Consider the following 20,939-nt stretch of genomic DNA (forward strand, 5'->3'; position numbering starts at 1 on the left):
GGTGCGGTGCATCATGCTGGACTGAGGGGGGGGTAGGCCCCACCCCGGGACGGTAGCCAGCACGATGGCGGCGCGGCCGGTGCGGACGGAAGCCTCTGCGGTATGGATCCCCACACCTCCGGCCGTGGGCCGGACCGCCGAGGAGTACTGGCCGCCGCGGCCTTCGCCGCCCTGGGAGCGGCGGTGACCGCGCCCGCCGCGCGGGCCGTACCACGCGGCTCCGGCGGGCGGGCCAGGCTGACCCTGCCCGCCCCGACCGGGCCGTACCCCGTTGGTACCGTCTCCCGCCATCTTGTCGATCACGCCCGGCCCGATCCCTGGGTGACGTCCAGGCCGTCGCGCGAACTGATGGTCAGCGTCCGCTACCCCGCCCGGGACGTCGAGGGGTACCCGCGGGCACCGCAGATGCTGCCCGGCGAGGCGGCTGGTTTCGACCGGCTGAACTCCTTCGAGGGCGTGCCGAAGGGGCGCGTCGACTGGGCGGCGACCCGGACCTTCGCGCATCGGGGCGCCCCGGCCGCGCGGCGCGGCGCCGCCCGGCTCCCCGTGGTGCTCTACTCGCCCGGCGTCGGCGATCCGCGGTCCATGGGCACCACCCTCACCGATGAGCTGGCCTCGCGCGGATACGTGGTGGTCTGCGTCGACCACACCTTCGACGCGTCGGCGGTCGAGTTCCCGGACGGCCGGGTGGAGACCAGCCGCCTGCCGGAGGAGTACGAGCGGGCCGAGCGCGAGGGGACGTTCGTCGAACTGCTGAAGAAGACCTGCGCGGTACGGGTGGCCGACACCCGCTTTGTCCTCGACCGGCTGGAGGAGCTGGTCCCGGCGGGAGCGGAGGTGTCGGGCGTCGGGATGTTCGGGCAGTCCGCGGGCGGCTTCGCGGCCGTTCAGACCATGCACGATGACCGCCGGATCGCGGCGGCCGCGAATCTGGACGGTGTGCTGGCCTACGTCAGGGAGGACCACGAGCCGGGGAATCTCTCGACGGCCGCCGAGGACGGTGTGGACCGGCCGGTGCTGCTGATGGGCATGGACGGCAACGACCACCACACGGTGCCCTCGTGGGGTGCGCTGTGGGACCACAGCACGGGCCCTCGCGCCGACCTGACGCTGCGCGGTTCGCGCCATGCGGCCTACACCGACGTCGTCGCGATGCTGCCGCAGCTCGTCCGGCAGCTCGGCCTGCCGAAGAAGACCCTCACGAAGGTGATCGGCACGGTCGAGCCGGAGCGGGCGGTGGCCGTGGAGCGGGCCTGTGTCCGGGCGTTCTTCGACGCCCGCCTGCGGGGCCGCGACGACGGGGGGCTCCTGCGCGGCCCGTCGGCGGACCGTCCGGAGCTGCGGTTCGTGCGCTGACCCCGGTCGCGGCAGCCCTAGAACAGCCCGAGCTGCACGGTGAGCATCGCGATCACGATGACGAGGGCCCAGCCCGCGATGTGCTCCTTCAGCTGGTCGTCGTCGGTGGGGCCGCCGGTGCGCCGGCGGAGGCCGATGCGGCGCGCCGCGATGTCGGTCATGCTGGTGTCCTCGGAGCTCGGAGATGATCGTGACGAACGGGATGAATCGGTCCCCCTTTGCAGCCCAGGGTGCGTGACGACCCACGTGGGGTAAAGGGGGAGTGGCCGAACTCACCCGTAGGCCGAGTACGGTCACGCCGATCACCGTGCGAATCGAGGAGGTCCAGGGTGACCAGCGTCATTCCCAAGGGTCTGGGCGAACAGGCCCGTGCGCTGGCCGATGGTGAGGTGTCCTCCCGCGTCCTGGTCGAACAGTCGCTGGAGCGCATCGCCACGACGCAGAGCACCCTCAACGCCTTCCGCCGGATCCGGGCCGAGGCCGCGCTGCTGGAGGCCGAGGAGGCCGACCGGCGGCTGGCGGCGGGGGAGCGGCTGCCGCTGCTCGGGGTGCCGATCGCGATCAAGGACGACACGGATGTGGCGGGGGAGCCGACCGCCTTCGGGTGCTGTGGGGAATTCCCCGTCAAGGCCGAGGACGGCGAGGTCGTACGGCGGCTGCGGGCCGCCGGGGCGGTGATCGTCGGCAAGACCAACACCCCCGAACTGGGCCAGTGGCCGTTCACCGAGGGCCCGGCCTTCGGTGAGACCCGCAACCCCTGGAACCCCGCGCACACCCCCGGCGGCTCCTCCGGCGGGGCCGCGGCGGCCGTCGCCGCCGGTGTGGTTCCCGGCGCGCTGGGCTCGGACGGGGCGGGCTCGGTCCGTATCCCCGCCGCCTGGACCCATCTGGTGGGCATCAAGCCCCAGCGCGGGCGGATCTCCACCTGGCCGGACGCCGAGGCGTTCAACGGCATCACCTGCAACGGCCCGCTGGCCCGTACGGTCGCCGACGCCGCGCTGCTGCTGCATGCCGCCAGCGGCAACCATCAGGGCGATCTGCACCGGCCGGAGCCGGTGGACCTGCTGGGCGCCGTGGACCGCGATCCGGGGCGGCTGCGGATCGCGCTCTCGCTCAAGCCCGCGTTCACCGGTACGCACAAGGAGCTGGACCCGGTGGTCAAGGCCGCGGTGCTGCGGCTCGCCGAGCGGCTGGCCGCCCTCGGCCACGACGTCGTGGAGGCCGAACCGCGCTACGGGATGGTGGGGCTCGCCTTCCTGCCGCGCGCGACCGCGGGCATTCACGAATGGGCCGCGCGCGTTCCGGACCAGACGCTGCTGGATGTGCGCACCCAAGCGGCCGTCCGCCACGGCCGACTGCTGGGCGGCGGCCCGCTGCGCTGGGCGCGCGCCGCGGAGGTGCGGCTGCACCGCCGGGTCGGGGCCATCTTCCACCAGCGGGGATTCGATGTGGTGCTGGCCCCGACGACCGCCACCCCGCCGCTGAGGATCGGGGCGATGTCCGGTCTCTCCGGGTGGCGCACCGACCGCGCGATGATCGCGGCCTGTCCGTACGCCTGGCCCTGGAACGTACTGGGCTGGCCCGGGGTGAACGTACCGGCCGGGTTCGCCGACGCCGACAACACCCTTCCGCTGGGTGCCCAGTTGCTCGGCCCGGCGGCCAGCGAGCCCACACTGATCTCGCTGGCCGCACAGCTGGAGGCGGACCAGCGCTGGTACGAGCGCTGGCCCTCGGTCACTGGGTGAAGAAGGACGGCGGGTGGGTGGGGTCGGCGGAGCAGAGGAACAGCCCGGCGTGGCTGGCCCGCCCCACGATCATCCCAGTCGGCTCGCGGTCCCTTTCGCTGTCTGTGTCCTCATAGGTGTCGAACTGGAGGAACAGCGCGAGTGGTTGCCCGCAGGTCCCGCACTCCAGTGACGACGGCATGTCCGTGGTCGCCCAGCCCATGCTGCCGCCCAGCTTCCAGCCGGACAGTGGGAACGTCTCGTGGTACCAGTCCTCGTCCAACTGCTCGCGGATTGCGTCGGGCAACTCCTCCACCCAGGGATACTCCACCGCGCGCTCCGGACGCAGCACACACGGTCGCGGAACCATGTCCTCGTCGTATGCCCAGTGCTCTTCGAGGTCGGGCTGGTCGGTGAGGGGCTCGGTGACGTCCGAGGCCCGCCGCCAGAGCAGTTGGCACAACTGCCCCCACCCCTCGGGGTGGGGTTGGTCGTGCCAGTCGGGACACCAGAGGAGCTGGACGAGGTCCGTCCCGGCGGGGAACGGCGCCTCGGGGAAGTCGGTGGCGGTCAGCTGAGCCACGGCCACCAGCGGGTACGGCCCTTGGGGCTTGCCGTTGATGTCCTTGTGCTCGGCACACTCCGGCCACGGCTCATCGGCGGGCCACCACAGAGGCCCGCCGATGTGGCTCTCCCGGATGCCCGGGGTGCCGCGCCGTGGGTGCAGCCGGACGGTGCTCCGGGCGTAGGGGGCGAGGTCAGGCAACGGTCGAGGCGTACGAGACGAAGGCGGTCCAGGTGGCCGGGGAGACGGCGAGTTGGGGGCCGTCGGGGTGCTTGGAGTCGCGGATGTGGATGGTGCCGCAGGGGTCGGCGGCGACCTCAACGCAGGCCGGGCCATCGTCGGTGCTGTGGCTGCTCTTGGCCCAGCCGACCTCTACGCACGAGGGTCCGTCGGCTGTGCTGTAGCTGCTCTTCATCCAGGCGACCTCTACGCACTCGGGGCCGTCGTTGGTGCTGTAGCTGCTCTTTATCCACTCAAAGGGCTTGAGGGTCATGTCTCTCCCCGCAGTTTCTCGATGAAGGCCAACGACTCCCGAGGCGTGAGAGCCTGCGCCCGGATCATGCCATAGCGCATCTCTAGTACTTGGACCTCTTTCGGCTCGGAAATCAGGCGGCTGGTGAGCTGCACTTCGTTATGTCCGACCGTCGCGCCGTCGTTGAGCTTCAGTACTTGGAGGGAGCCGCCGAGTCCGGCGTGATCCTGGCACTCAGTGGGCATCACCTGGATCGCGACGAACGGCAACCTCCCGAGCTCAAGCAGACGTTCGAGTTGGCGTTGCCATACCACTTTGCCGCCGAGCGGGCGCCGCAGCACCGCTTCTTCCTGGACAAAGGTCAGCAGAGGAGCGGGTCGCCGTTCGAAGATCGCCTGCCGCGCCATGCGTGCAGCTACCAATCGCTCAAGTTCGTCTTCGCCGTACGACGGGCGTCGCTCACCGAACAGAGCGCGGGCGTAGTCCTCGGTTTGCAGCAGACCGTGCACAACAACGTTGCCGTAAGCGCCCAGTTCAACGGCCTCGTCCTCGATCTTCGCCAGATCCCGCACCTTCTTGGGATACCGCGCCTCCGCGACATCCGTCTTCATCGCGGCGATCTTGCCGCTCGCACCCAGCACCTCATCCGCCTTGTCCAGGAACTCAACACTGGGGATCCGCCGCGCCCGCTCGACCGCCGAGACCTGTTCCTCGCCGTACCCGATCGCCGCGCCCAACTCCGCCTGTTTCAGCCCGGCCGCCTCCCGCCAGAGCTTGATCTGACGGCCGACCGCCTTCAATACAGCGGCGCTCTCCTCGTCCTCCATACCGGCCCACCTCCCGAGCTAGACCCCCGCCCTCATGAGCCTAGGCACGGACGGCCACGCTGAGTGACGAGCGCCAAACAAATCACTCGAACCGGCAGTTCCGTTTCATCTACGGGGCCAGGATGTCCAGTTCGCGCAGCGCGCCCACGGTGATTTCGCGGGTGTACGCCTCCGCCCGCTCCGAGTCCTGTGCCCGGACCGCCTCGGCGACCCGGACATGCAGGGTGACCGCCTCGGGGTCGGGGTCGGTGAACATCACCTGGTGCTCGGTGCGGCCGGTCAGCACCTCGGCGACCACATCGCCGAGCCGGGCGAACATCTCGTTGCCGGAGGCGCGCAGGATCACCCGGTGGAAGGCGATGTCGTGCACCAGGTATCCGGCCAGCTGCTGCCCCCGTGAGGTGGCCACCATGCCGAGGGCGTGCTCGGTCAGTTCGGCGCACTGCTCGGGGGTGGCGTGTTCGGCGGCCAGGGCCGCCGCGGCCGGTTCGACCGCCGAGCGCAGGGCGGTCAGCGAGCGGAGCTGGCGGGGGCGGTCGGGACCGGCCAGCCGCCAGCGGATGACCTGGGGGTCGAAGACGTCCCAGTCCTCGGCCGGGCGCACCGTCACCCCGACCCGGCGGCGGGACTCCACCAGATGCATGGACTCCAGAACCCGTACCGCCTCCCGGACGACCGTACGCGAGACCTCGAACCGCTGCTCCAGCTCATCGGTGCGCAGCACCGTCCCCGGCGGATAGTCACCCGCTGTGATCGCTGGCCCGAGGGTCTGTAGCACCCGGGCATGCGGCCCCCGCCCCTTGGGCCCCTGATCGTCCATGGGATCAGCCTACGTGCCACGCCCGAAGCAATTAAGTATGACTTTTGAGTCACGGACTCTTGAATACGTCGTATCTGTGGGGTTGAGTGTGCCGCGGCGCCGAGGTCGACGAAGACAGCGAGGTTTCACCGCGATGCACAGCCCCCCGGTAGTTGTCGTCATGGGAGTGTCCGGCACGGGCAAGACCACGGTCGGGCCGCTGCTGGCCGACCGGCTCGGCGTGCCGTACGCCGAGGCCGACGACTTCCACCCGCCGGCCAACATCACCAAGATGTCGGCCGGGATCCCGCTGGACGATGAGGACCGCATGCCCTGGCTCGACGCCATCGGCGCATGGGCCCGGGACCACGCCGACCGCGGTGGTGTGGTCAGCTGCTCCGCCCTCAAGCGGGACTACCGGGACCGGCTGCGCGCGGCAAACCCCGAGGCCGTCTTCCTTCATCTGACCGGCGATCGCCCGACGGTCGCCGAGCGGATGAAGGCCCGCACGGGCCATTTCTTCTCCGACCGGATGCTCGACTCCCAACTCGCCACGCTCGAACCGCTCGAGCCGGACGAGAACGGCATGGCCCTGGACATCTCCCCGGAGCCCGAGGTCATCGCCGAGCGGGCCGCCGCCGAACTGCGGCGGCGGGCCGCGCAGAACTGACACCGCCAGGACACCGTCAGGTACCGCTACGTAAGGAACCGCCGTGACCAGACTCAGCGTTGAGATGCTGGCAGCGGACACCGTCGACCCGATCACGTCGGCAGGTCACGCACAGCTGGGGATCGCCGTACTCCTCGGCATCGCCGTCATCGTTCTGCTCATCACCACGTTCAAGCTGCACGCCTTTCTGTCGCTGACCATCGGCTCGCTGGTGCTGGGCGCCGCCGCGGGGGCGCCGCTGGACAAGGCGATAGCCAGCTTCACGGCCGGGCTCGGGACCACGGTCGCGGGCGTCGGGGTGCTGATCGCGCTGGGCTCCATACTGGGGCGGCTGCTCGCCGATTCGGGCGGTGCCGACGAGATCGTCGACACCATCCTGGCGAAGGCGAGCGGTCGCACCATGCCCTGGGCGATGGCGTTGATCGCGGGGCTGATCGGACTGCCGCTGTTCTTCGAGGTCGGCATCGTGCTGCTGATCCCGGTGGTGCTGATGGTCGCCAAGCGCGGCACCTACTCGCTGATACGCATCGGCATCCCGGCCCTCGCGGGCCTGTCCGTGATGCACGGTCTGGTGCCGCCGCACCCCGGCCCGCTGGCCGCGATCGACGCCGTCCACGCCAACCTGGGCGTCACGCTGGCCCTCGGTGTGCTGGTCGCGCTGCCCACCGTGGTCATCGCCGGACCGCTGTTCGCGCGGTACGCCGCCCGCTGGGTGGACGTCACCCCGCCGGAGCGGATGATCCCGCAGCGCCCGTCGGAGGATCTGGAGCGGCGGCCTGGCTTCGCCGCCACCGTGGCCACCGTGCTGCTGCCGGTGGTGCTGATGCTGGGCAAGGCGCTCACCGACATCGTGGTGGACGACCCGGAGAACGGGGTCCAGCGAGCCATGGACGTCATCGGCTCGCCCCTGATCGCGCTGCTGGCGGCGGTGATCGTCGGTATGTTCACGCTCGGCCGGGCCGCGGGCTTCACCCGGGACCGGATCACCTCCACCGTGGAGATATCGCTCGCCCCGATCGCCGGGATCCTGCTGATCGTCGGCGCGGGCGGCGGTTTCAAGCAGACGCTCATCGATATCGGCGTCGGCCAGATGATCCTGGACTTCTCCAAGGACTGGAACATCTCCGCGCTGCTGCTGGCCTGGCTGATCGCGGTCGCCATCCGGCTGGCGACCGGCTCGGCGACGGTGGCCACCATCTCCGCCGCGGGTCTGGTGGCACCGCTGGCCGCCGATATGTCCACCACCCACACCGCCCTGCTGGTGCTCGCCATCGGTGCTGGTTCGCTGTTCTTCAGCCATGTCAACGACGCGGGGTTCTGGCTGGTGAAGGAGTACTTCGGGATGAGTGTGGGACAGACCGTGCGGACCTGGTCGGTGATGGAGACGCTCATCTCGGTGACCGGGCTCGGCTGTGTGCTGCTGCTCTCCCTCGTGCTCTGACGCGCTGCCGCTCTGACGCTCTGACGCGCTGACGTGTTCTGAAGCGTTCGAAAGCGTGCGGAAGAGTTCGGAAGAGTTCTGGAAAAACATCCGCACGGAGCACATCCATTGGCCCCTGTCGCGCGTCATCAGAGGGAGCGGCATTGTTATGCCGCCGTACGGCAGGGGCATTTTGGAGAAAATATCTTGAGAACCGGCATGAAGAGCGTACGTCGCGTCTCCGCGGCGGTCGTCACCGCGGGTGCCGTGCTGGCGGCGGGGGCGTTCTCCGCCACCGCGCAGGCCGCCGCGGTCGCCACGCCCTCGATCGCCGCCAAGGGCGGCTATGTGATGAACAACAGCACGGGGAAGAGCCTGTACACCAAGGCCGCCGACACCCGGCGTTCCACCGGCTCCACCACCAAGATCATGACGGCGCGGGTGGTGCTCGCGCAGCCGAACCTGAACCTTGACGCCAAGGTGACGGTCCAGAAGGCGTACAGCGACTACATCGTCGACAACAACTACGCCTCCTCGGCGCGGCTGATCGTCGGTGACAAGGTCACCGTCCGTCAGCTGCTGTACGGGCTGATGCTGCCGTCCGGCTGCGACGCCGCGTACGCGCTGGCCGACAAGTTCGGCAGTGGCTCCACGCGGTCGGCCCGGGTGAAGTCGTTCATCGGCAAGATGAACACCACCGCCAAGAGCCTGGGCATGACGAACACCCACTTCGACTCGTTCGACGGCATTGGGCACGGGGCGAACTACTCCACCCCGCGCGATCTGACCAAGCTCGCCAGCAACGCGATGAAGTACTCGACGTTCCGGTCGGTCGTGAAGACCAAGTCGACCAAGCAGAAGGTGACCACGAAGACCGGCGGCTACCGCTACATGTCGTGGAGCAACACCAACAACCTGCTCAGCAGCTACTCGGGCACGATCGGCGTGAAGACCGGCTCCGGCCCCGAGGCCAAGTACTGCCTGGTCTTCGCCGCCACCCGGAACGGCAAGACGGTCATCGGCACGGTGCTCGCCTCCACCTCGGTGGACGCCCGCACCTCCGACGCCAAGAAGCTGATGGACTACGGCTTCAAGAAGTAGTCCCTCCGCGCATAGGCCAGGGGCCCGCTCGCCGACCGCACCGGTCGGCGAGCGGGCCCCTCGCCTTTGTCACACACGTTCTTTGTCACACGCGGCCGCCGCATATCCGCGATCTTGCCGGCGCAGAATCTGCCCATGGGAAACGGGGAGACCGACACCACGACCGCGGACGCCTGGGCCGCCCTCGGCGGAGCGCCGGAGCTGGCTGCCGCCGTGACCTACGCGCCGTCGGCCGGTGCGCTGCCCGCCCGGCTGCCGGTGCGGGAGCTGGCACGCGCCACCGTGGGGGTGTGCTCGCTGGCCGCCGCCGAACTGGACGCCCGCCGCTCCGGTCGGCCGGTGGCGTCACTCGCCGAGATCCAGGTGGCCGAGGCCGCGGTGGCCACGGCCTTCGTCAGCGAGCGGGAGCTGCGGATCGCCGGACGGCAGCCGGTGTCGTTCGCGCCGCTGTCCGGGTTCTGGCGCGCGGCCGACGGCTGGGTCCGCACCCACGCCAACTACCCGCACCACCGCGCCCGGTTGCTGGCCGCCCTCGGTATCCCCGCACGCGGTACGCCGGATCAGCTGGTGGAGCGGCTGCGCGCGGAGCTGGCCGCTCGCCCGGCGCGCGAGACACAGGAGACGGCGTACGCGGCGGGCGCCCTGGCCGTGGCCATGGCGGAGCCCGCCGCCACCGATATGCCGGTGGACGGACTTCCGCTGATCGAGTCCCGGCCGGGGCCGGACGCCGGGCCGCGTCCGCTGCCCGCCGCGCCACTGCCCGCCGAGGGTGTCCGGGTGCTCGATCTGAGCCGGGTCATCGCCGGGCCCGTGGCCACCCGCACCCTCGCCGTGCTGGGCGCCGACGTCCTGCGCGTGGACACCCCGCGGCTGCCCGAGGACCCGGACGCGCACACCGACACCGGGTTCGGCAAACGGTCCACCCGGCTGGACCTCGGCGACCCGCGGGACCGGCGGACCTTCGATGAACTCCTCGCCCACGCCGATGTGGTGGTCAGCGGCTACCGCCCCGGTGCGCTGGACCGCTTCGGACTCGATCCGGACACCCTGGCCGAGCGCCACCCCGGGCTGATCACCGCCCAGCTGTGCGCCTGGGGCTGGTCCGGGCCGTGGACCGGCCGTCGCGGCTTCGACAGCCTGGTCCAGGCGGGGACCGGCATCGCCGCGCTGGAGGCCGGACCGGACGGCCGTCCCGGGGTGCTGCCCGCGCAGGCGCTGGACCACGGCACCGGCTATCTGATCGCCGCGGCGGTGCTGCGGGCGCTGACCGCACGCCAGGACAGCGGCGCCGGGCGGCGCTTGCGCCTCTCGCTCGCGGGCACCGCGTCCTGGCTGATGCACGGGGTCACCCCGGTTCCGGAGAGTGGGCCCGGCCATGACCCGGCGCCGTGGCTGGCGGAGACGGACTCCGCGTACGGCCCGCTGCGGTACGCCCGCTCACCGCTCGCCCGGCCCGGCGGCGGGGGTTTCACCTGGCGCTGTCCGCCGGGCCGTTGGGGTGCCGACGCACCGCGCTGGCGCTGAGGCCCGGGGCGGCCCCTTTGACGACGGGCCCCGGCACCGCGGCCGGCGGTTACGCATCCGGACGGTGGTTACGCATCCGGACGTCGGTTACGGCATCCGGACCGCGGACAGCGACCGCTTGAGCACCGGGGTCAGCCGCTGCTCCACGAAGCGGTACAGCAGCCAGGCCAGGGCCAGCATCAGGACCACGGTCAGGACGAGGGTGGCATACGAGGGGAGGCCCAGCTTGCGGTGCAGCACCCCGACCACCACCCAGCCCAGATGCTCATGGACCAGATAGAACGGGTAGGTCAGCGCCCCGGCCACGGTCAGCCAGCGCCAGTTCGCCCAGTGCAGCTTGCCGAGGGCGATCAGCGCCACCGCCACATAGCCGAAGGCCACGACGGCGATGATGCCCGTGGACGACCGGTAGGAGAAGGCGTCCATATGTGCCGGGTGCCAGAGGCCGGCGATCGCGTAGTGCTGGCCGATCAGAAAGCTGATGGCCACGATGCCCCAGGCCACGGCGTCATGGCCGTAGCGGTGGATCAGATAGAGGCCGATGCCGCCGATGAAGTACGAGGCGTACTCGGGCATCAGCACCACATCCAGCAGCGGCAGGTTCGCCGCCTCGGCGACGGCCGCGCCCAGGGTCCAGACGGCGCAGAACAGCACCACGCGGCGGCGGTTGGCGCCCGGGAGGACGACGAACAGCGCGAAGAGCGCGTAGAAGCGCAGCTCCGCCCAGAGCGTCCAGCACACACCCAGCACCCGGTCCACCCCGAGCGGCTGTTGCAGCATCGTCAGATTGACGAGCGCGTCGCTGGGCGAGACCGCCTCGTAGGCGACCCAGGGGAGTGCGAACACGGCGGTCACCAGGATGATCGCGGCCCAGTAGGCGGGGAAGAGCCGGGAGACGCGGGAGGCGAAGAACGCGCGCAGCGGCCGCCCCCATCCGCTCATACAGATGACGAAGCCGCTGATGACGAAGAAGATCTGGACGCCGAGGCAGCCGTAGGCGAAGAAGGACGAGGCGGTGGGGAACTGCTCACGGGGCGAGGTGCCCCACGCCTGGCCGATCTCACCGGTGCGGCCGCCGTAGTGGTACGCGGCGACCATGAGCGCGGCGAGCAGCCGCAGTCCGTCCAGGGCGCGCAGCCGCGGTGGATGGGCGGTGCGCGCGGGGCGCGCCCCCGGTGCGGCCGGGGGTGCGGGGGAGGGTGCGAGGGATACGGGGCCCGCGCCGGGGGCGGTGGTCGCGGTCATGCGTCCGCCCCCGGACGCGGGCGTCGTATGGAGGGCGTTCGGTCCTCGGCCGTCACGCCGTCACTCCTTCATGGTGGTCGCGCGCGGGTGTCCGGTGGGATATCCGGCTCATCCCGTGGCCGTCCGCTTCAGCGCGGACCGCTTCAGGGCGCGGGCCCGGCGGGCGACCCGGCGCACCGCCTCGTTGCGCGGGATGAAGGCCAGCTGGGACGGGACCGAGCCGGGCAGGGCGAGCGCGGTGAGCCTGCGGCGCTTGAAGTAGCGCCAGGTGTGGGCGTCCAGATGGGCCGACAGATAGCGCTCGGCGGCCGGACGCAGCTCGGGGTAGATCTTGGCCTGCATGCAGAAGCCGACCGCGGAGACCAGCCCGGTCAGCCGCCGTCCGGCGCGCTCGTCGACCGGTTGCCCGCCGGCGGCCACCGCGCGGTGGTCCTCCAGATCGGGCAGCAGCGCGTCCACGATGGTCACCGGCATCCGGTTGCTGTTCTGGTACGGCGACAGCCGCTCCAGCAGCACCTCGGTACCGATCCGGGCGACGGGGAGCCCGTAGAAGACGCTCGCGGTGAGCAGCGCGGTGGAGAAGCAGCCGACCACCAGGACCGGGCGCATCCGCTGGTACAGCACCTCGGCCAGTACCGGGGTGTCCAGCACGGTCAGTTCCGCGCCCAGCTCCGCCGCCTTCTTCTCCAGCAGCCGCGACCAGCGGGCCGGGGCGGTGGGGTGCGGTTTGAAGACGACCGTGCGGTGGCCGAGGGCCACGATGCCGCGCAGCATCCGCACATGGAGCTCTTCCTCCTCCTGCGGAGTGAGGATGTCCAGCGCGGACAGATACTGCCCGAGCATCAGCGCAGGTCCGGCGCCGGTGGCGATCTGCTCACTGGCGGAGGCCACAACGCGTGGGGCGGCTTCGGAGACCTCGGCGAGCACCTTGGTGAACACCTCGGTCGGCAGGATCTCCGGCTCCACACCGAACTCGGTGAGCAGCAGCGGCCGCAGCCCCGGCACCAGGTCCAGGTGGAGCAGCCGCCGGATCCGGGTGCCGATCAGCGGATCCAGCTTGTTACGGGTCGGGCCGTAGCTCATCAGACCGTCGGCGTAGACGTCGATGGGCGCGCCCTGGAAGACATTGGCGACCGCCATCGCCGGGTTGACCTGGATGGACTCCAGGACCAGTTCGATGTCGTCGTCACCGAGGTTCCACAGCAGCCGCAGATGGCGCTCCCACAGTGGGGCGTCGTCGGGGCGCGGGGACCAGCCGCCGGGGTGGAACGGGCTGATCGTCTCGTTCCAGGACAGCACCCGGTCGAAGCGGTCGCGCAGCCGCTCGAAGCCGGGCATGTCGTCCACGGCCGGGGTGGTCTCCGGGGTGGCCGCGTTGTTGCTGATGAGCAGCAGCCGGCGGTCGGCCGGTTCGATGCTCTGCGCGTCGATGGCGGCCGCGAGGGTCGCCGCCCCGTAGAGGGTCGAGGCGAGGAAGATCTGGGTGCGCTTACGGGCGGCGCGGGGGGTGTAGCCGGACATCAGGCCGCCACCTCCGGCGCCGGGCGGCGCTTGACTCGCCGCAGCCGTGCGGCGCGCTCGTAGTCCATGGAATCCAGCGCGTCCTTCAGTACGTCCTGGGGCATGCGTTTCATCGCGGCCGCCGACAGGGAACGGAGTTTCCTGGCCACTTGGGGTTCGAATCTTTCGATGTTTCCGAGGTGATGGGAAATGATCGCGCAATAGGTGCGCACGGCCTTCGGAAGCAGGGTGTCGGCATCCCGGTCCCGGGCCGTTTCCTCGATGACCTGATCGAATGCGCGAATGAAGTCCAGCTGTCGCACATCGCCGATCTGCGTGAGGGACGAGGAAACCCCGCGGCGGTAGAACACCCCGTGCAGTCCGAGCACGGCGAACGTACGCGCCTCACGGTGCAGCCGCCAGATCCAGGGCCGGTCCTCGGCGGTGCGCAGCCCGTGGGTGAAGTGCAGCAGCCCCTGGTCCAGCAGCCGCCGGTGGTACATGCCCGCCCAGGCGTAGGGATAGTCGACGGAGGTGGAGCGGTCGGCGGGCAGGATCGCGTCCCGCGGGTTCATCACCACTCCGCGCCGGCCGTGCGGCGCGCGGGCGATCGAACGCGCGCGGGCGGTGCACTGGACATGGTCGGTGCGGACGAAGTCGCACTCCAAGTCCTCCATGGCGGCGAGGAGTTGGGCGTAGTACCCGGGCGCCAGCCAGTCGTCGCCGTCGAGGAACGTCAGGTACTCGCCGCGGGCCGCGTCCAGCCCGGTGTTGCGCGCGGTGGCGAGCCCGCCGTTCTTCTCATGCCGTACGTAGACGGCCCCCGGCAGCTCGCGCTCGGCGCGCTCCAGGATCTCCGGCGTCCCGTCGGTGGCACAGTCGTCGACGAGAATGAATTCGAAGCCCTCACGCGCGTTCGCACGCAGGCTTCTGAGCGTGTCGGGGGCATAGGTCTGCACGTTGTAGAACGGCACGATGACGGAGAGCTTAACCACGCGGGTGACGCTAGGTCGCCGTCTGGCATTCGTCTTGACCAGAGGAGTACCTGAAGGTGAACGAAGAACGTCGGAACGGTTAACCGGCTCTTCCGGCCAGCCGATTCGCCAATCGTCGACGCGCTGTTAACCCTTTGTTGCTGCTGCGTTGGGCCGTGAATCGAAATCGCTTCCTAGCGTCTTCGACGTGTCCTCACCTATCCCTACATCCCCGCGAGTGGCCGTGCTCGCCGACTCCGACACCCGGTGGAAATGGGGCGCGCTCACCGCACAGCGCCTCGTCCCGGATGACTCGGAGGCGGGCCGCCGCCTGGACGGTTTTCTGCTGCGCGGCCGCGCGACGCCGACCGTCCGGCAGCTCGCCGAGGTGGGGGTGCGCGCCGACGCGCTGCGTGAGGTGACCGGCACCGAATTCGTCCGCGCGATGGACCGTGAACACTACGACGTGATCGTGCTCTCCCTGGTCGGGGGTGCCGTCCAGGCCATGGTGCACGGTCTGGCGCACGCCTGGCGCGGCGCCGCCCGCCGCCCCGTGGTCGTCACCGGCTATGTCGGCGTGGTCTACGAGAAGCTGGCCGACGGTCTGCTGCTGCGCCACGGCGCCGATGTGGTGCTCGCCAACTCCCGCCATGACGCGGAGCGGTTCCGCGAGGTCTACCGGGGCGTGGGCGCCTCGGCGGACAGCGTCGTGGAGTGCGCGCTGCCGTTCCTCGGCGGCGCCCGCTACGACGAGAAGGCCCGGCTCGGCCGCGCCCACCCCGGCGGCACCGTGGTCTTCGCCGTCCAGCCGTCGGTGCCCGACAACCGCGCCGACCGCACCTATCTGCTGCGCCGCGCGGTGGAGCACGCCCGCCGCCACCCCGACCGCGAGGTGGTGGTCAAGCTGCGCAGCAAGCCCGGCGAGCACACCACCCATATCGAGGAGCTTCCCTACCAGAAGCTGATCGACCGGCTCGGCGACGGCGTCCCCGCCAACTTCCGCCTGGCGTACGGGAACATGGGCGAGGTCCTGGACACCGCCGACCTGCTGGTCACGGTCAGCTCCACGGCCGCGCTGGAGTCCCTGCACCGGGGCGTGCCCACCGCCGTCCTCACCGATCTGGGGATCCGCGAGGCGCTGGGCAACCACCACTTCCTCGGCTCCGGCTGCCTGGCCTCCTGGGACCAGCTGGACGCCGGACACCGGCCCGAGCCCGACCCCGCCTGGCTGGCCCGCCAGGGCGTCGCCGCCGACGGGCCGTACGAGACCTGGTTCGACGCCGCCCGGGACCGGGTCGCCGAACTGGCCGCCGCGGACACCCTGCCGCCGCTCGACCCCTACTACACCCGCGCCACCGCCCCCGGCTATCTGCCCGGACGGCTCGCCCGCTACGGCTTCGAGCCGGACGGACGGCCCCGCCCCGGCGCCACCTCCGAGGACGAGGCCCAGGTAGGGGGTCTGCGCCGGGTGGTGCGCCACACGATGCGCGAGGCGGCCCGCGGCGCCTACCGCCACGGCGTACAGCGCGTGGCTCCCGTCATCCGTCGGATGGGGGAGCTGTGACCAGCGCTGTGACCACCTCGATCAGCACCGAAGGAGCCGCGATGCCCACCTCCGCCGACCGGCGCGTACTCGCCGTGATCCCCGCCCGCGGCGGGTCCAAGGGCGTCCCCGCCAAGAACCTCGCCGCCGTGGGGGGCGTGCCGCTGGTGGCGCGCGCCGTCGGGGAGTGCCGGGCCAGCCGCCTGGTGACGGACGTGGTCGTCTCCACCGACGACTCCGGGATCGCCGCCGCGGCCCGTGGCGCGGGCGCCGAGGTCATCCAGCGGCCCCCGGCCATCGCGGGCGACACCGCCACCAGCGAGGCCGCGGTGATCCACGCGATGGACGCCTACGAGGCGCTCGTCGGCGGTCCGGTGGACGTGGTGCTGCTGGTGCAGTGCACCAGCCCGTTCCTGGTGCGCGAGGACATCGACGGCGTCGCCGCGGCGGTGGTGGAGAAGGGCGCCGACAGCGCCCTGACGGTCGCCCCGTTCCACGGCTTCGTCTGGCGCGAGGGTGAGCACGAGGGGGCCGTGACGGCACCGGCGGCCGACTCCGGCAGCCCGAGCGGCACGGTTCCGACGGCAGCCGGGCGCGCGGGAGATGCCCCGAGCCCCGCCGCCACGGTGGGCGCCGCGTACCCGATCCCTGCCGCCGCAGGCGGCTTGGGCGTGAACCACGACAAGGCGTACCGCCCGCGCCGTCAGGACCGCCCCCAGGACTTCCTGGAGACCGGCGCCGCCTACGCGATGGACGCGCGCGGCTTCCGCGAGGCCGGACACCGCTTCTTCGGCCGCACCGAGCTGGTGCGCACCGACGCCGCCCGGGTGCTGGAGGTCGACGACCCGCACGACCTGGCCCGCGCCCGTGCCCTGGCCCCGCTGCTGGACGCGGACCGGCCGGGCTCCCTCCCCACCCGCGAGGACATCGACGCGGTGGTACTCGACTTCGACGGCACCCAGACCGACGACAGGGTGCTGATCGACTCCGAAGGACGCGAACTCGTCGCCGTGCACCGCGGCGACGGGCTCGGGATCGCCGCCCTGCGCCGGGCGGAGCTGGCGCTGCTGATCCTGTCCACGGAAAAGAACCCGGTCGTCGCCGCACGGGCCCGCAAACTCCAGGTCCCCGTGCTCCACGGCATCGACCGAAAAGATCTCGCACTGAAGCAGTGGTGCGAGGAGCAGGGCATCGCGCCGGAGCGCGTGCTCTACGTCGGCAACGACGTCAACGACCTCCCGTGCTTCGGCCTTGTCGGCTGGCCCGTGGCGGTCGCAAGTGCGCACGACGTCGTGCGCGGCGCCGCACGTGCGGTCACCTCCACCCCCGGCGGTGACGGCGCGATCCGCGAGATCGCCTCGTGGATTCTCGGAAAGGAACTGTCTTAGTGAGCTCCATCTCTCGCCTCCGCACCCTCGGTGACAAGACCGCCGGGCCCGGCCAGCCGGTCTATGTCACCGGTGAGATCGGCATCAACCACAACGGCGACCTGGAGAACGCGTTCAAGCTGATCGACGTGGCCGCCGACGCCGGCTGCGACGCGGTCAAGTTCCAGAAGCGAACCCCGGAGATCTGCACCCCGCGTGACCAGTGGGACATCGAGCGCGACACCCCCTGGGGCCGGATGACCTACATCGACTACCGCCACCGCGTGGAGTTCGGTGAGGACGAGTACCGCGCCATCGACGAGCACTGCAAGAAGCGCGGTATCGACTGGTTCGCCTCCCCGTGGGACACCGAGGCCGTCGCCTTCCTGGAGAAGTTCGACGTCCCGGCCCACAAGGTGGCCTCCGCCTCGCTGACCGACGACGAGCTGCTGCGCGCCCTGCGGGCGACCGGCCGCACGATCATCCTGTCGACCGGCATGTCCACCCCCAAGCAGATCCGCCACGCGGTCGAGGTGCTGGGCAGCGACAACATCCTGCTCTGCCACGCCACTTCCACGTACCCGGCCAAGGCCGAGGAGCTCAACCTGCGCGTGATCAACACGCTCCAGGGCGAGTACCCCAACGTGCCGATCGGCTACTCCGGCCACGAGACCGGTCTCCAGACCACCCTGGCCGCCGTCGCGCTCGGCGCGACCTTCATCGAGCGCCACATCACCCTGGACCGCGCCATGTGGGGCTCGGACCAGGCCGCTTCGGTGGAGCCGCAGGGCCTGACGCGCCTCGTCCGTGACATCCGCGTGGTCGAGGAGTCGCTGGGCGACGGCATCAAGAAGGTCTACGAGAGCGAGCTCGGCCCGATGAAGAAGCTGCGCCGGGTGCCGGGCGTCATCGCCGAGGGCGAGGCCGCCGAGCGCGAGCCCGTCGCGGTCTGAGGCACCTCGACGTGAACCCACCGGCCGGTGAGACCGGCCCGCGCCCGGAGACGGCGGGCGGCCCCGAGCACTCGGGGGCCGCTCGCCGGTTCCGGGCCCTGCCCTTGGACGGTGCGATGCCCTCCGTGGACGGTGCGATGCCCGCCGCCCCCTCCTCCCCCCTGAGCACCCTCGCCTTCGTGGAGAGTCCGGTCCAGCTGCTGAACGTGCTGGAGTGGGCGTACGCGGACGCGCTGCGCGGTACGGCACCGGCCACGGCCGGTGGTTCCGACGGCTCCGGTGGCTCCGGTGGTTCCGACGAGTCCGGCGCGGCGCCGGACCGGCTGCCGCCGCTGGGCGACGCCCTGGACCTCACCGTGGTGGTGCTCTCCCCGCACGATCCGATGACCCGTGGCCAGCTGCGCCGGATGGCCGAGCTCGCCCGGGACGAGAACATCACGGTGCGCTGGGAGAACGCGCGCGGCGGGGCGGGCGCCCCGCTGAAGACCATCGGCGGACTGCGCGGACCGCTGCGTCGCGCCGGGCGGATCGTCATCGGCGATCCCTTCTCGCGCTACGTCCAGCTGTTGCTGACCCTCACCCGCGCCCGCGACCTGGTCGTGGTGGACGACGGCACGGCCACCATGGAGTTCATCTCCCAGCTCGCCAACGGGGAGCGGCTGGAGCGCTGGCACCGCCGCGGCAGCAGCCGAGGGGCGCGTGACATGGTCTTCGCGCCGGTGTCCGCCACCGCACGCCGTCGGCTCACCCCGGGCACCAAGCGCCGGGTCGAGGTCTTCAGCTCCATGCCGGTCGAGCCGCCCGCGGGAGTGACCGTCATCGCCAACGACTTCGCCTGGACCCGCACCCGCTTCGGCCCGCCCCGGCTCACCCGCGGCACCGATCTGGTGGGCACCTCCCTGGTGGAGACCGGGGTGGTGGACCTCGAGCGCTATCTGGAGGCGGTCGCCGCGCTGGCCCGTACCCACGGCGCCACCCGCTATTTCGCCCACCGCCGGGAGAGCACCGAGAAGCTGCACCGGGTCTCGTCCGAGGTGGGGCTGGAGATCGTACGGCCGGATCTGCCGCTGGAACTGATAGCGCGCCGGGGCCCCATCGGCCACACCATCGTGAGCTTCCCCTCCACCGTGGTGCACACCCTGCCGCTGGCACTGGTGGGCACCGGGGTGCAGGTCGCCGTCTGCGATGTGGACCCGGCCTGGCTGACGAGCAACGCCTCACCGCGCGCCCAGGGGTTCCTGTCGGGTGTCACCGGCACCGCCCGGGACGTCCAGCGGCTGAGCCCGGCGCCGTCGGCCACGGTGCCGCGGCCGACGCCCCCGGCGCCCGGCCCCTCGTCGGCTCCGGCGCCGCAGCCGCCGCCCGCGTCCTCCCCGGGGAGACCTTCGGCCCCCGGGACCGCGATGGCAGCTTCCTGACAACGTCGCTCGGACGGCCCTGTGGCACTTCTCACGACAAAGCGGCCTGTTATACCCCCTGACTAGGGAGATCATGCGCCGGGAGGATTACTTTTCTCTCCCCGATCCGGTTGAAGTTTTGTTGATCGACATTCGGGCGACCCGGTTGCCGTTCTACGCTTCTTCAGGTGAAGCAATTGATGTCCCTCGATGAGACCGATGCCACACCCTCCGCCGACGCGGCACTGCCCGGCGCGCTCCCCGATGCGCTCCGTGCCGAACTGATCTCCTTCCGGCGGGACTTGCATATGCACCCGGAGCTCGGAAACTGCGAGTTCCGCACCACCGCCGCGATCAAGGCGCGGCTGGAGCAGGCGGGTCTCGCCCCGCGGGTGCTCCCCTCCAGCACCGGTCTCATCTGTGACATCGGCCCGCGCGACAGCCTGTCGACGGCGCTGCCGCTGCTGGCGCTGCGCGCCGACATCGACGGACTGCCCATCCCGGACACCAAGACCGTCCCCTACCGCTCGACCTTCGCCGACCGCGCCCACGCCTGCGGTCACGATGTGCACACCACCGTGGTGCTCGGCGCCGGTCTGGTGCTGGCCGAGCTGGCCCGGGAGGGACGGCTGCACCGCCCGGTGCGGCTGCTGTTCCAGCCCGCCGAGGAGGTGCTGCCCGGCGGCGCGGCCGACGCGATCGAGGCGGGTGTGCTGGACGGCGTCGGCCGGATCCTGGCCCTGCACTGCGACCCCAAGGTCGAGACCGGCCGGATCGGGCTGCGCACCGGGCCGATCACCTCGGCCTGCGACCGGCTGGAAATCTCCCTCGACGGACCGGGCGGCCACACCGCGCGTCCGCATCTGACCACCGACCTGGTGACCGCCGCCGCCAAGGTGATCACCGAGGTGCCCGCGTTGCTGGCCCGCCGGGTCGACGCCCGCTCCGGGCTCGCGCTGACCTGGGGGCGGGTGGAATCCGGCCACGCCTGCAACGTCATCCCGCAGCACGCCGAGCTGTCCGGCACCGTCCGCTGCCTGGACCTGCCCGCCTGGCGCGAGGCCCCGGACCTGGTGCACGCCGCGGTCGACGAGATCGCCACCCTGCACCGCGCCAAGTCGGAGATCAACTACATCCGCGGAGTGCCGCCGGTGGTCAACGAGGAGAGCTCCACCGAGCTGCTGCGCGACGCCATGGTCGCCCGCCGCGGCTCCACCGCGGTCGAGGGCACCGAACAGAGCCTCGGCGGCGAGGACTTCTCCTGGTACCTGGAGCGGGTGCCGGGCGCCATGGCCCGGCTGGGCGTCCGCCGGCCCGGCGACAGCACCCGGCGCGATCTGCACTGCGGCGACTTCGATGTGGACGAGGGCGCCATCGGCGTCGGCGTGGAGCTGTTCACCGCCGCTGCGCTGCTCGACCGAAACCTTCTGTAGATCCCTCCGAGACCCCTTCGCAACCCTGCGGTCAAGGCACGTTCGCGACGATCCGATAACAGCTTCGGA

19 protein-coding genes are annotated in these 20,939 nt (G+C 71.2%); 11 read left to right on the forward strand and 8 right to left on the reverse strand.

The window, feature by feature from the left end:
- The first annotated feature begins 102 nt into the window (after nt 1–102).
- Entirely contained in the window at nt 103–1,356 is a 1,254-nt protein-coding gene (locus AC4BEG_RS20145; protein ID WP_490701143.1) for an alpha/beta hydrolase family protein, read from the forward strand.
- Between the two features lie 17 nt (nt 1,357–1,373).
- On the opposite strand, the gene AC4BEG_RS20150 is transcribed toward AC4BEG_RS20145, so the two are convergent.
- Nucleotides 1,374–1,517: an SCO1431 family membrane protein gene (locus AC4BEG_RS20150; RefSeq protein WP_201870760.1), complete on the reverse strand. Its 144-nt coding sequence runs from the start codon at nt 1,515–1,517 to the stop codon at nt 1,374–1,376.
- Nucleotides 1,518–1,685: 168 nt separating this feature from the next.
- On the opposite strand from AC4BEG_RS20150, the gene AC4BEG_RS20155 reads away from it, so the two are divergent.
- Entirely contained in the window at nt 1,686–3,101 is a 1,416-nt protein-coding gene (locus AC4BEG_RS20155; RefSeq protein ID WP_490701144.1) for an amidase, read from the forward strand.
- Here AC4BEG_RS20155 and AC4BEG_RS20160 read toward each other — a convergent pair.
- The 4 genes from AC4BEG_RS20160 to AC4BEG_RS20175 all read right to left on the reverse strand — a co-directional run bounded on the left by AC4BEG_RS20160 (nt 3,091) and on the right by AC4BEG_RS20175 (nt 5,764).
- Nucleotides 3,091–3,846, reverse strand: a complete 756-nt coding sequence (locus tag AC4BEG_RS20160; RefSeq protein WP_490701145.1) for a YwqG family protein — start codon at nt 3,844–3,846, stop codon at nt 3,091–3,093. The genes AC4BEG_RS20155 and AC4BEG_RS20160 overlap by 11 nt on opposite strands.
- The gene (locus AC4BEG_RS20165; protein ID WP_490701146.1) at nt 3,839–4,138 is read right to left on the reverse strand and encodes a DUF397 domain-containing protein; all 300 of its coding nucleotides are present in this window, start codon (nt 4,136–4,138) and stop codon (nt 3,839–3,841) included. The genes AC4BEG_RS20160 and AC4BEG_RS20165 overlap by 8 nt, the downstream gene beginning before the upstream one ends.
- On the reverse strand, nt 4,135–4,944 hold the full coding sequence (locus AC4BEG_RS20170) for a helix-turn-helix domain-containing protein (RefSeq protein ID WP_490701147.1): 810 nt from the start codon (nt 4,942–4,944) through the stop codon (nt 4,135–4,137). The genes AC4BEG_RS20165 and AC4BEG_RS20170 overlap by 4 nt, the downstream gene beginning before the upstream one ends.
- A gap of 109 nt (nt 4,945–5,053) precedes the next feature.
- Nucleotides 5,054–5,764 (reverse strand): FadR/GntR family transcriptional regulator, encoded by a 711-nt coding sequence (locus AC4BEG_RS20175; RefSeq protein WP_490701148.1) that lies wholly within the window; start codon nt 5,762–5,764, stop codon nt 5,054–5,056.
- A gap of 133 nt (nt 5,765–5,897) precedes the next feature.
- On the opposite strand from AC4BEG_RS20175, the gene AC4BEG_RS20180 reads away from it, so the two are divergent.
- The 4 genes from AC4BEG_RS20180 to AC4BEG_RS20195 all read left to right on the forward strand — a co-directional run bounded on the left by AC4BEG_RS20180 (nt 5,898) and on the right by AC4BEG_RS20195 (nt 10,458).
- The gene (locus AC4BEG_RS20180; RefSeq protein WP_490701149.1) at nt 5,898–6,413 is read left to right on the forward strand and encodes a gluconokinase; all 516 of its coding nucleotides are present in this window, start codon (nt 5,898–5,900) and stop codon (nt 6,411–6,413) included.
- A gap of 43 nt (nt 6,414–6,456) precedes the next feature.
- Nucleotides 6,457–7,854 carry a GntT/GntP/DsdX family permease gene (locus tag AC4BEG_RS20185; RefSeq protein WP_490701150.1) on the forward strand — a complete coding sequence of 466 codons (1,398 nt, stop codon included), beginning with the start codon at nt 6,457–6,459 and terminating at the stop codon, nt 7,852–7,854.
- 198 nt (nt 7,855–8,052) lie between these two features.
- The gene (locus tag AC4BEG_RS20190) at nt 8,053–8,934 is read left to right on the forward strand and encodes a D-alanyl-D-alanine carboxypeptidase family protein (protein WP_490701151.1); all 882 of its coding nucleotides are present in this window, start codon (nt 8,053–8,055) and stop codon (nt 8,932–8,934) included.
- A gap of 135 nt (nt 8,935–9,069) precedes the next feature.
- Nucleotides 9,070–10,458, forward strand: coding sequence for a CoA transferase (locus AC4BEG_RS20195; protein ID WP_490701152.1), 1,389 nt, complete (start codon nt 9,070–9,072; stop codon nt 10,456–10,458).
- Nucleotides 10,459–10,545: 87 nt separating this feature from the next.
- On the opposite strand, the gene AC4BEG_RS20200 is transcribed toward AC4BEG_RS20195, so the two are convergent.
- The 3 genes from AC4BEG_RS20200 to AC4BEG_RS20210 all read right to left on the reverse strand — a co-directional run bounded on the left by AC4BEG_RS20200 (nt 10,546) and on the right by AC4BEG_RS20210 (nt 14,198).
- The gene (locus tag AC4BEG_RS20200) at nt 10,546–11,703 is read right to left on the reverse strand and encodes an acyltransferase family protein (protein WP_490701153.1); all 1,158 of its coding nucleotides are present in this window, start codon (nt 11,701–11,703) and stop codon (nt 10,546–10,548) included.
- A 108-nt stretch (nt 11,704–11,811) separates the two neighbouring features.
- On the reverse strand, nt 11,812–13,224 hold the full coding sequence (locus AC4BEG_RS20205) for a polysialyltransferase family glycosyltransferase (RefSeq protein ID WP_490701154.1): 1,413 nt from the start codon (nt 13,222–13,224) through the stop codon (nt 11,812–11,814).
- Nucleotides 13,224–14,198, reverse strand: coding sequence for a glycosyltransferase family 2 protein (locus tag AC4BEG_RS20210; RefSeq protein WP_490701155.1), 975 nt, complete (start codon nt 14,196–14,198; stop codon nt 13,224–13,226). Before AC4BEG_RS20210 ends, AC4BEG_RS20205 begins: the two co-directional genes overlap by 1 nt.
- Before the next feature lie 223 nt (nt 14,199–14,421).
- Between AC4BEG_RS20210 and AC4BEG_RS20215 the strand changes: the two genes are divergently transcribed.
- From AC4BEG_RS20215 to AC4BEG_RS20235, 5 genes are all read left to right on the forward strand, one after another.
- Nucleotides 14,422–15,741: a DUF6716 putative glycosyltransferase gene (locus tag AC4BEG_RS20215; RefSeq protein ID WP_490707137.1), complete on the forward strand. Its 1,320-nt coding sequence runs from the start codon at nt 14,422–14,424 to the stop codon at nt 15,739–15,741.
- A 41-nt stretch (nt 15,742–15,782) separates the two neighbouring features.
- The gene (locus AC4BEG_RS20220; RefSeq protein ID WP_490707138.1) at nt 15,783–17,108 is read left to right on the forward strand and encodes a cytidylyltransferase domain-containing protein; all 1,326 of its coding nucleotides are present in this window, start codon (nt 15,783–15,785) and stop codon (nt 17,106–17,108) included.
- Nucleotides 17,108–18,040 (forward strand): N-acetylneuraminate synthase family protein, encoded by a 933-nt coding sequence (locus AC4BEG_RS20225; RefSeq protein WP_490701156.1) that lies wholly within the window; start codon nt 17,108–17,110, stop codon nt 18,038–18,040. The genes AC4BEG_RS20220 and AC4BEG_RS20225 overlap by 1 nt, the downstream gene beginning before the upstream one ends.
- Nucleotides 18,041–18,177: 137 nt before the next feature.
- Nucleotides 18,178–19,458, forward strand: a complete 1,281-nt coding sequence (locus AC4BEG_RS20230) for a hypothetical protein (protein WP_490707139.1) — start codon at nt 18,178–18,180, stop codon at nt 19,456–19,458.
- Between the two features lie 179 nt (nt 19,459–19,637).
- Nucleotides 19,638–20,870 (forward strand): amidohydrolase, encoded by a 1,233-nt coding sequence (locus AC4BEG_RS20235; protein ID WP_490707140.1) that lies wholly within the window; start codon nt 19,638–19,640, stop codon nt 20,868–20,870.
- Nucleotides 20,871–20,939: the final 69 nt, after the last annotated feature.

The organism is Streptomyces sp. JLBJ103, from assembly GCF_058215575.1.

Bases quoted from the DNA above. Each gene is read 5' to 3' on its own strand.
- AC4BEG_RS20145 (WP_490701143.1), top strand. From the start codon at position 103: ATGGATCCCCACACCTCCGGCCGTGGGCCGGACCGCCGAGGAGTACTG.
- AC4BEG_RS20150 (WP_201870760.1), bottom strand. From the start codon at position 1,517: ATGACCGACATCGCGGCGCGCCGCATCGGCCTCCGCCGGCGCACCGGC.
- AC4BEG_RS20165 (WP_490701146.1), bottom strand. From the start codon at position 4,138: ATGACCCTCAAGCCCTTTGAGTGGATAAAGAGCAGCTACAGCACCAAC.
- AC4BEG_RS20170 (WP_490701147.1), bottom strand. From the start codon at position 4,944: ATGGAGGACGAGGAGAGCGCCGCTGTATTGAAGGCGGTCGGCCGTCAG.
- AC4BEG_RS20175 (WP_490701148.1), bottom strand. From the start codon at position 5,764: ATGGACGATCAGGGGCCCAAGGGGCGGGGGCCGCATGCCCGGGTGCTA.
- AC4BEG_RS20180 (WP_490701149.1), top strand. From the start codon at position 5,898: ATGCACAGCCCCCCGGTAGTTGTCGTCATGGGAGTGTCCGGCACGGGC.
- AC4BEG_RS20190 (WP_490701151.1), top strand. From the start codon at position 8,053: ATGAAGAGCGTACGTCGCGTCTCCGCGGCGGTCGTCACCGCGGGTGCC.
- AC4BEG_RS20195 (WP_490701152.1), top strand. From the start codon at position 9,070: ATGGGAAACGGGGAGACCGACACCACGACCGCGGACGCCTGGGCCGCC.
- AC4BEG_RS20200 (WP_490701153.1), bottom strand. From the start codon at position 11,703: ATGACCGCGACCACCGCCCCCGGCGCGGGCCCCGTATCCCTCGCACCC.
- AC4BEG_RS20205 (WP_490701154.1), bottom strand. From the start codon at position 13,224: ATGTCCGGCTACACCCCCCGCGCCGCCCGTAAGCGCACCCAGATCTTC.
- AC4BEG_RS20220 (WP_490707138.1), top strand. From the start codon at position 15,783: ATGCCCACCTCCGCCGACCGGCGCGTACTCGCCGTGATCCCCGCCCGC.
- AC4BEG_RS20230 (WP_490707139.1), top strand. From the start codon at position 18,178: ATGCCCGCCGCCCCCTCCTCCCCCCTGAGCACCCTCGCCTTCGTGGAG.
- AC4BEG_RS20235 (WP_490707140.1), top strand. From the start codon at position 19,638: ATGTCCCTCGATGAGACCGATGCCACACCCTCCGCCGACGCGGCACTG.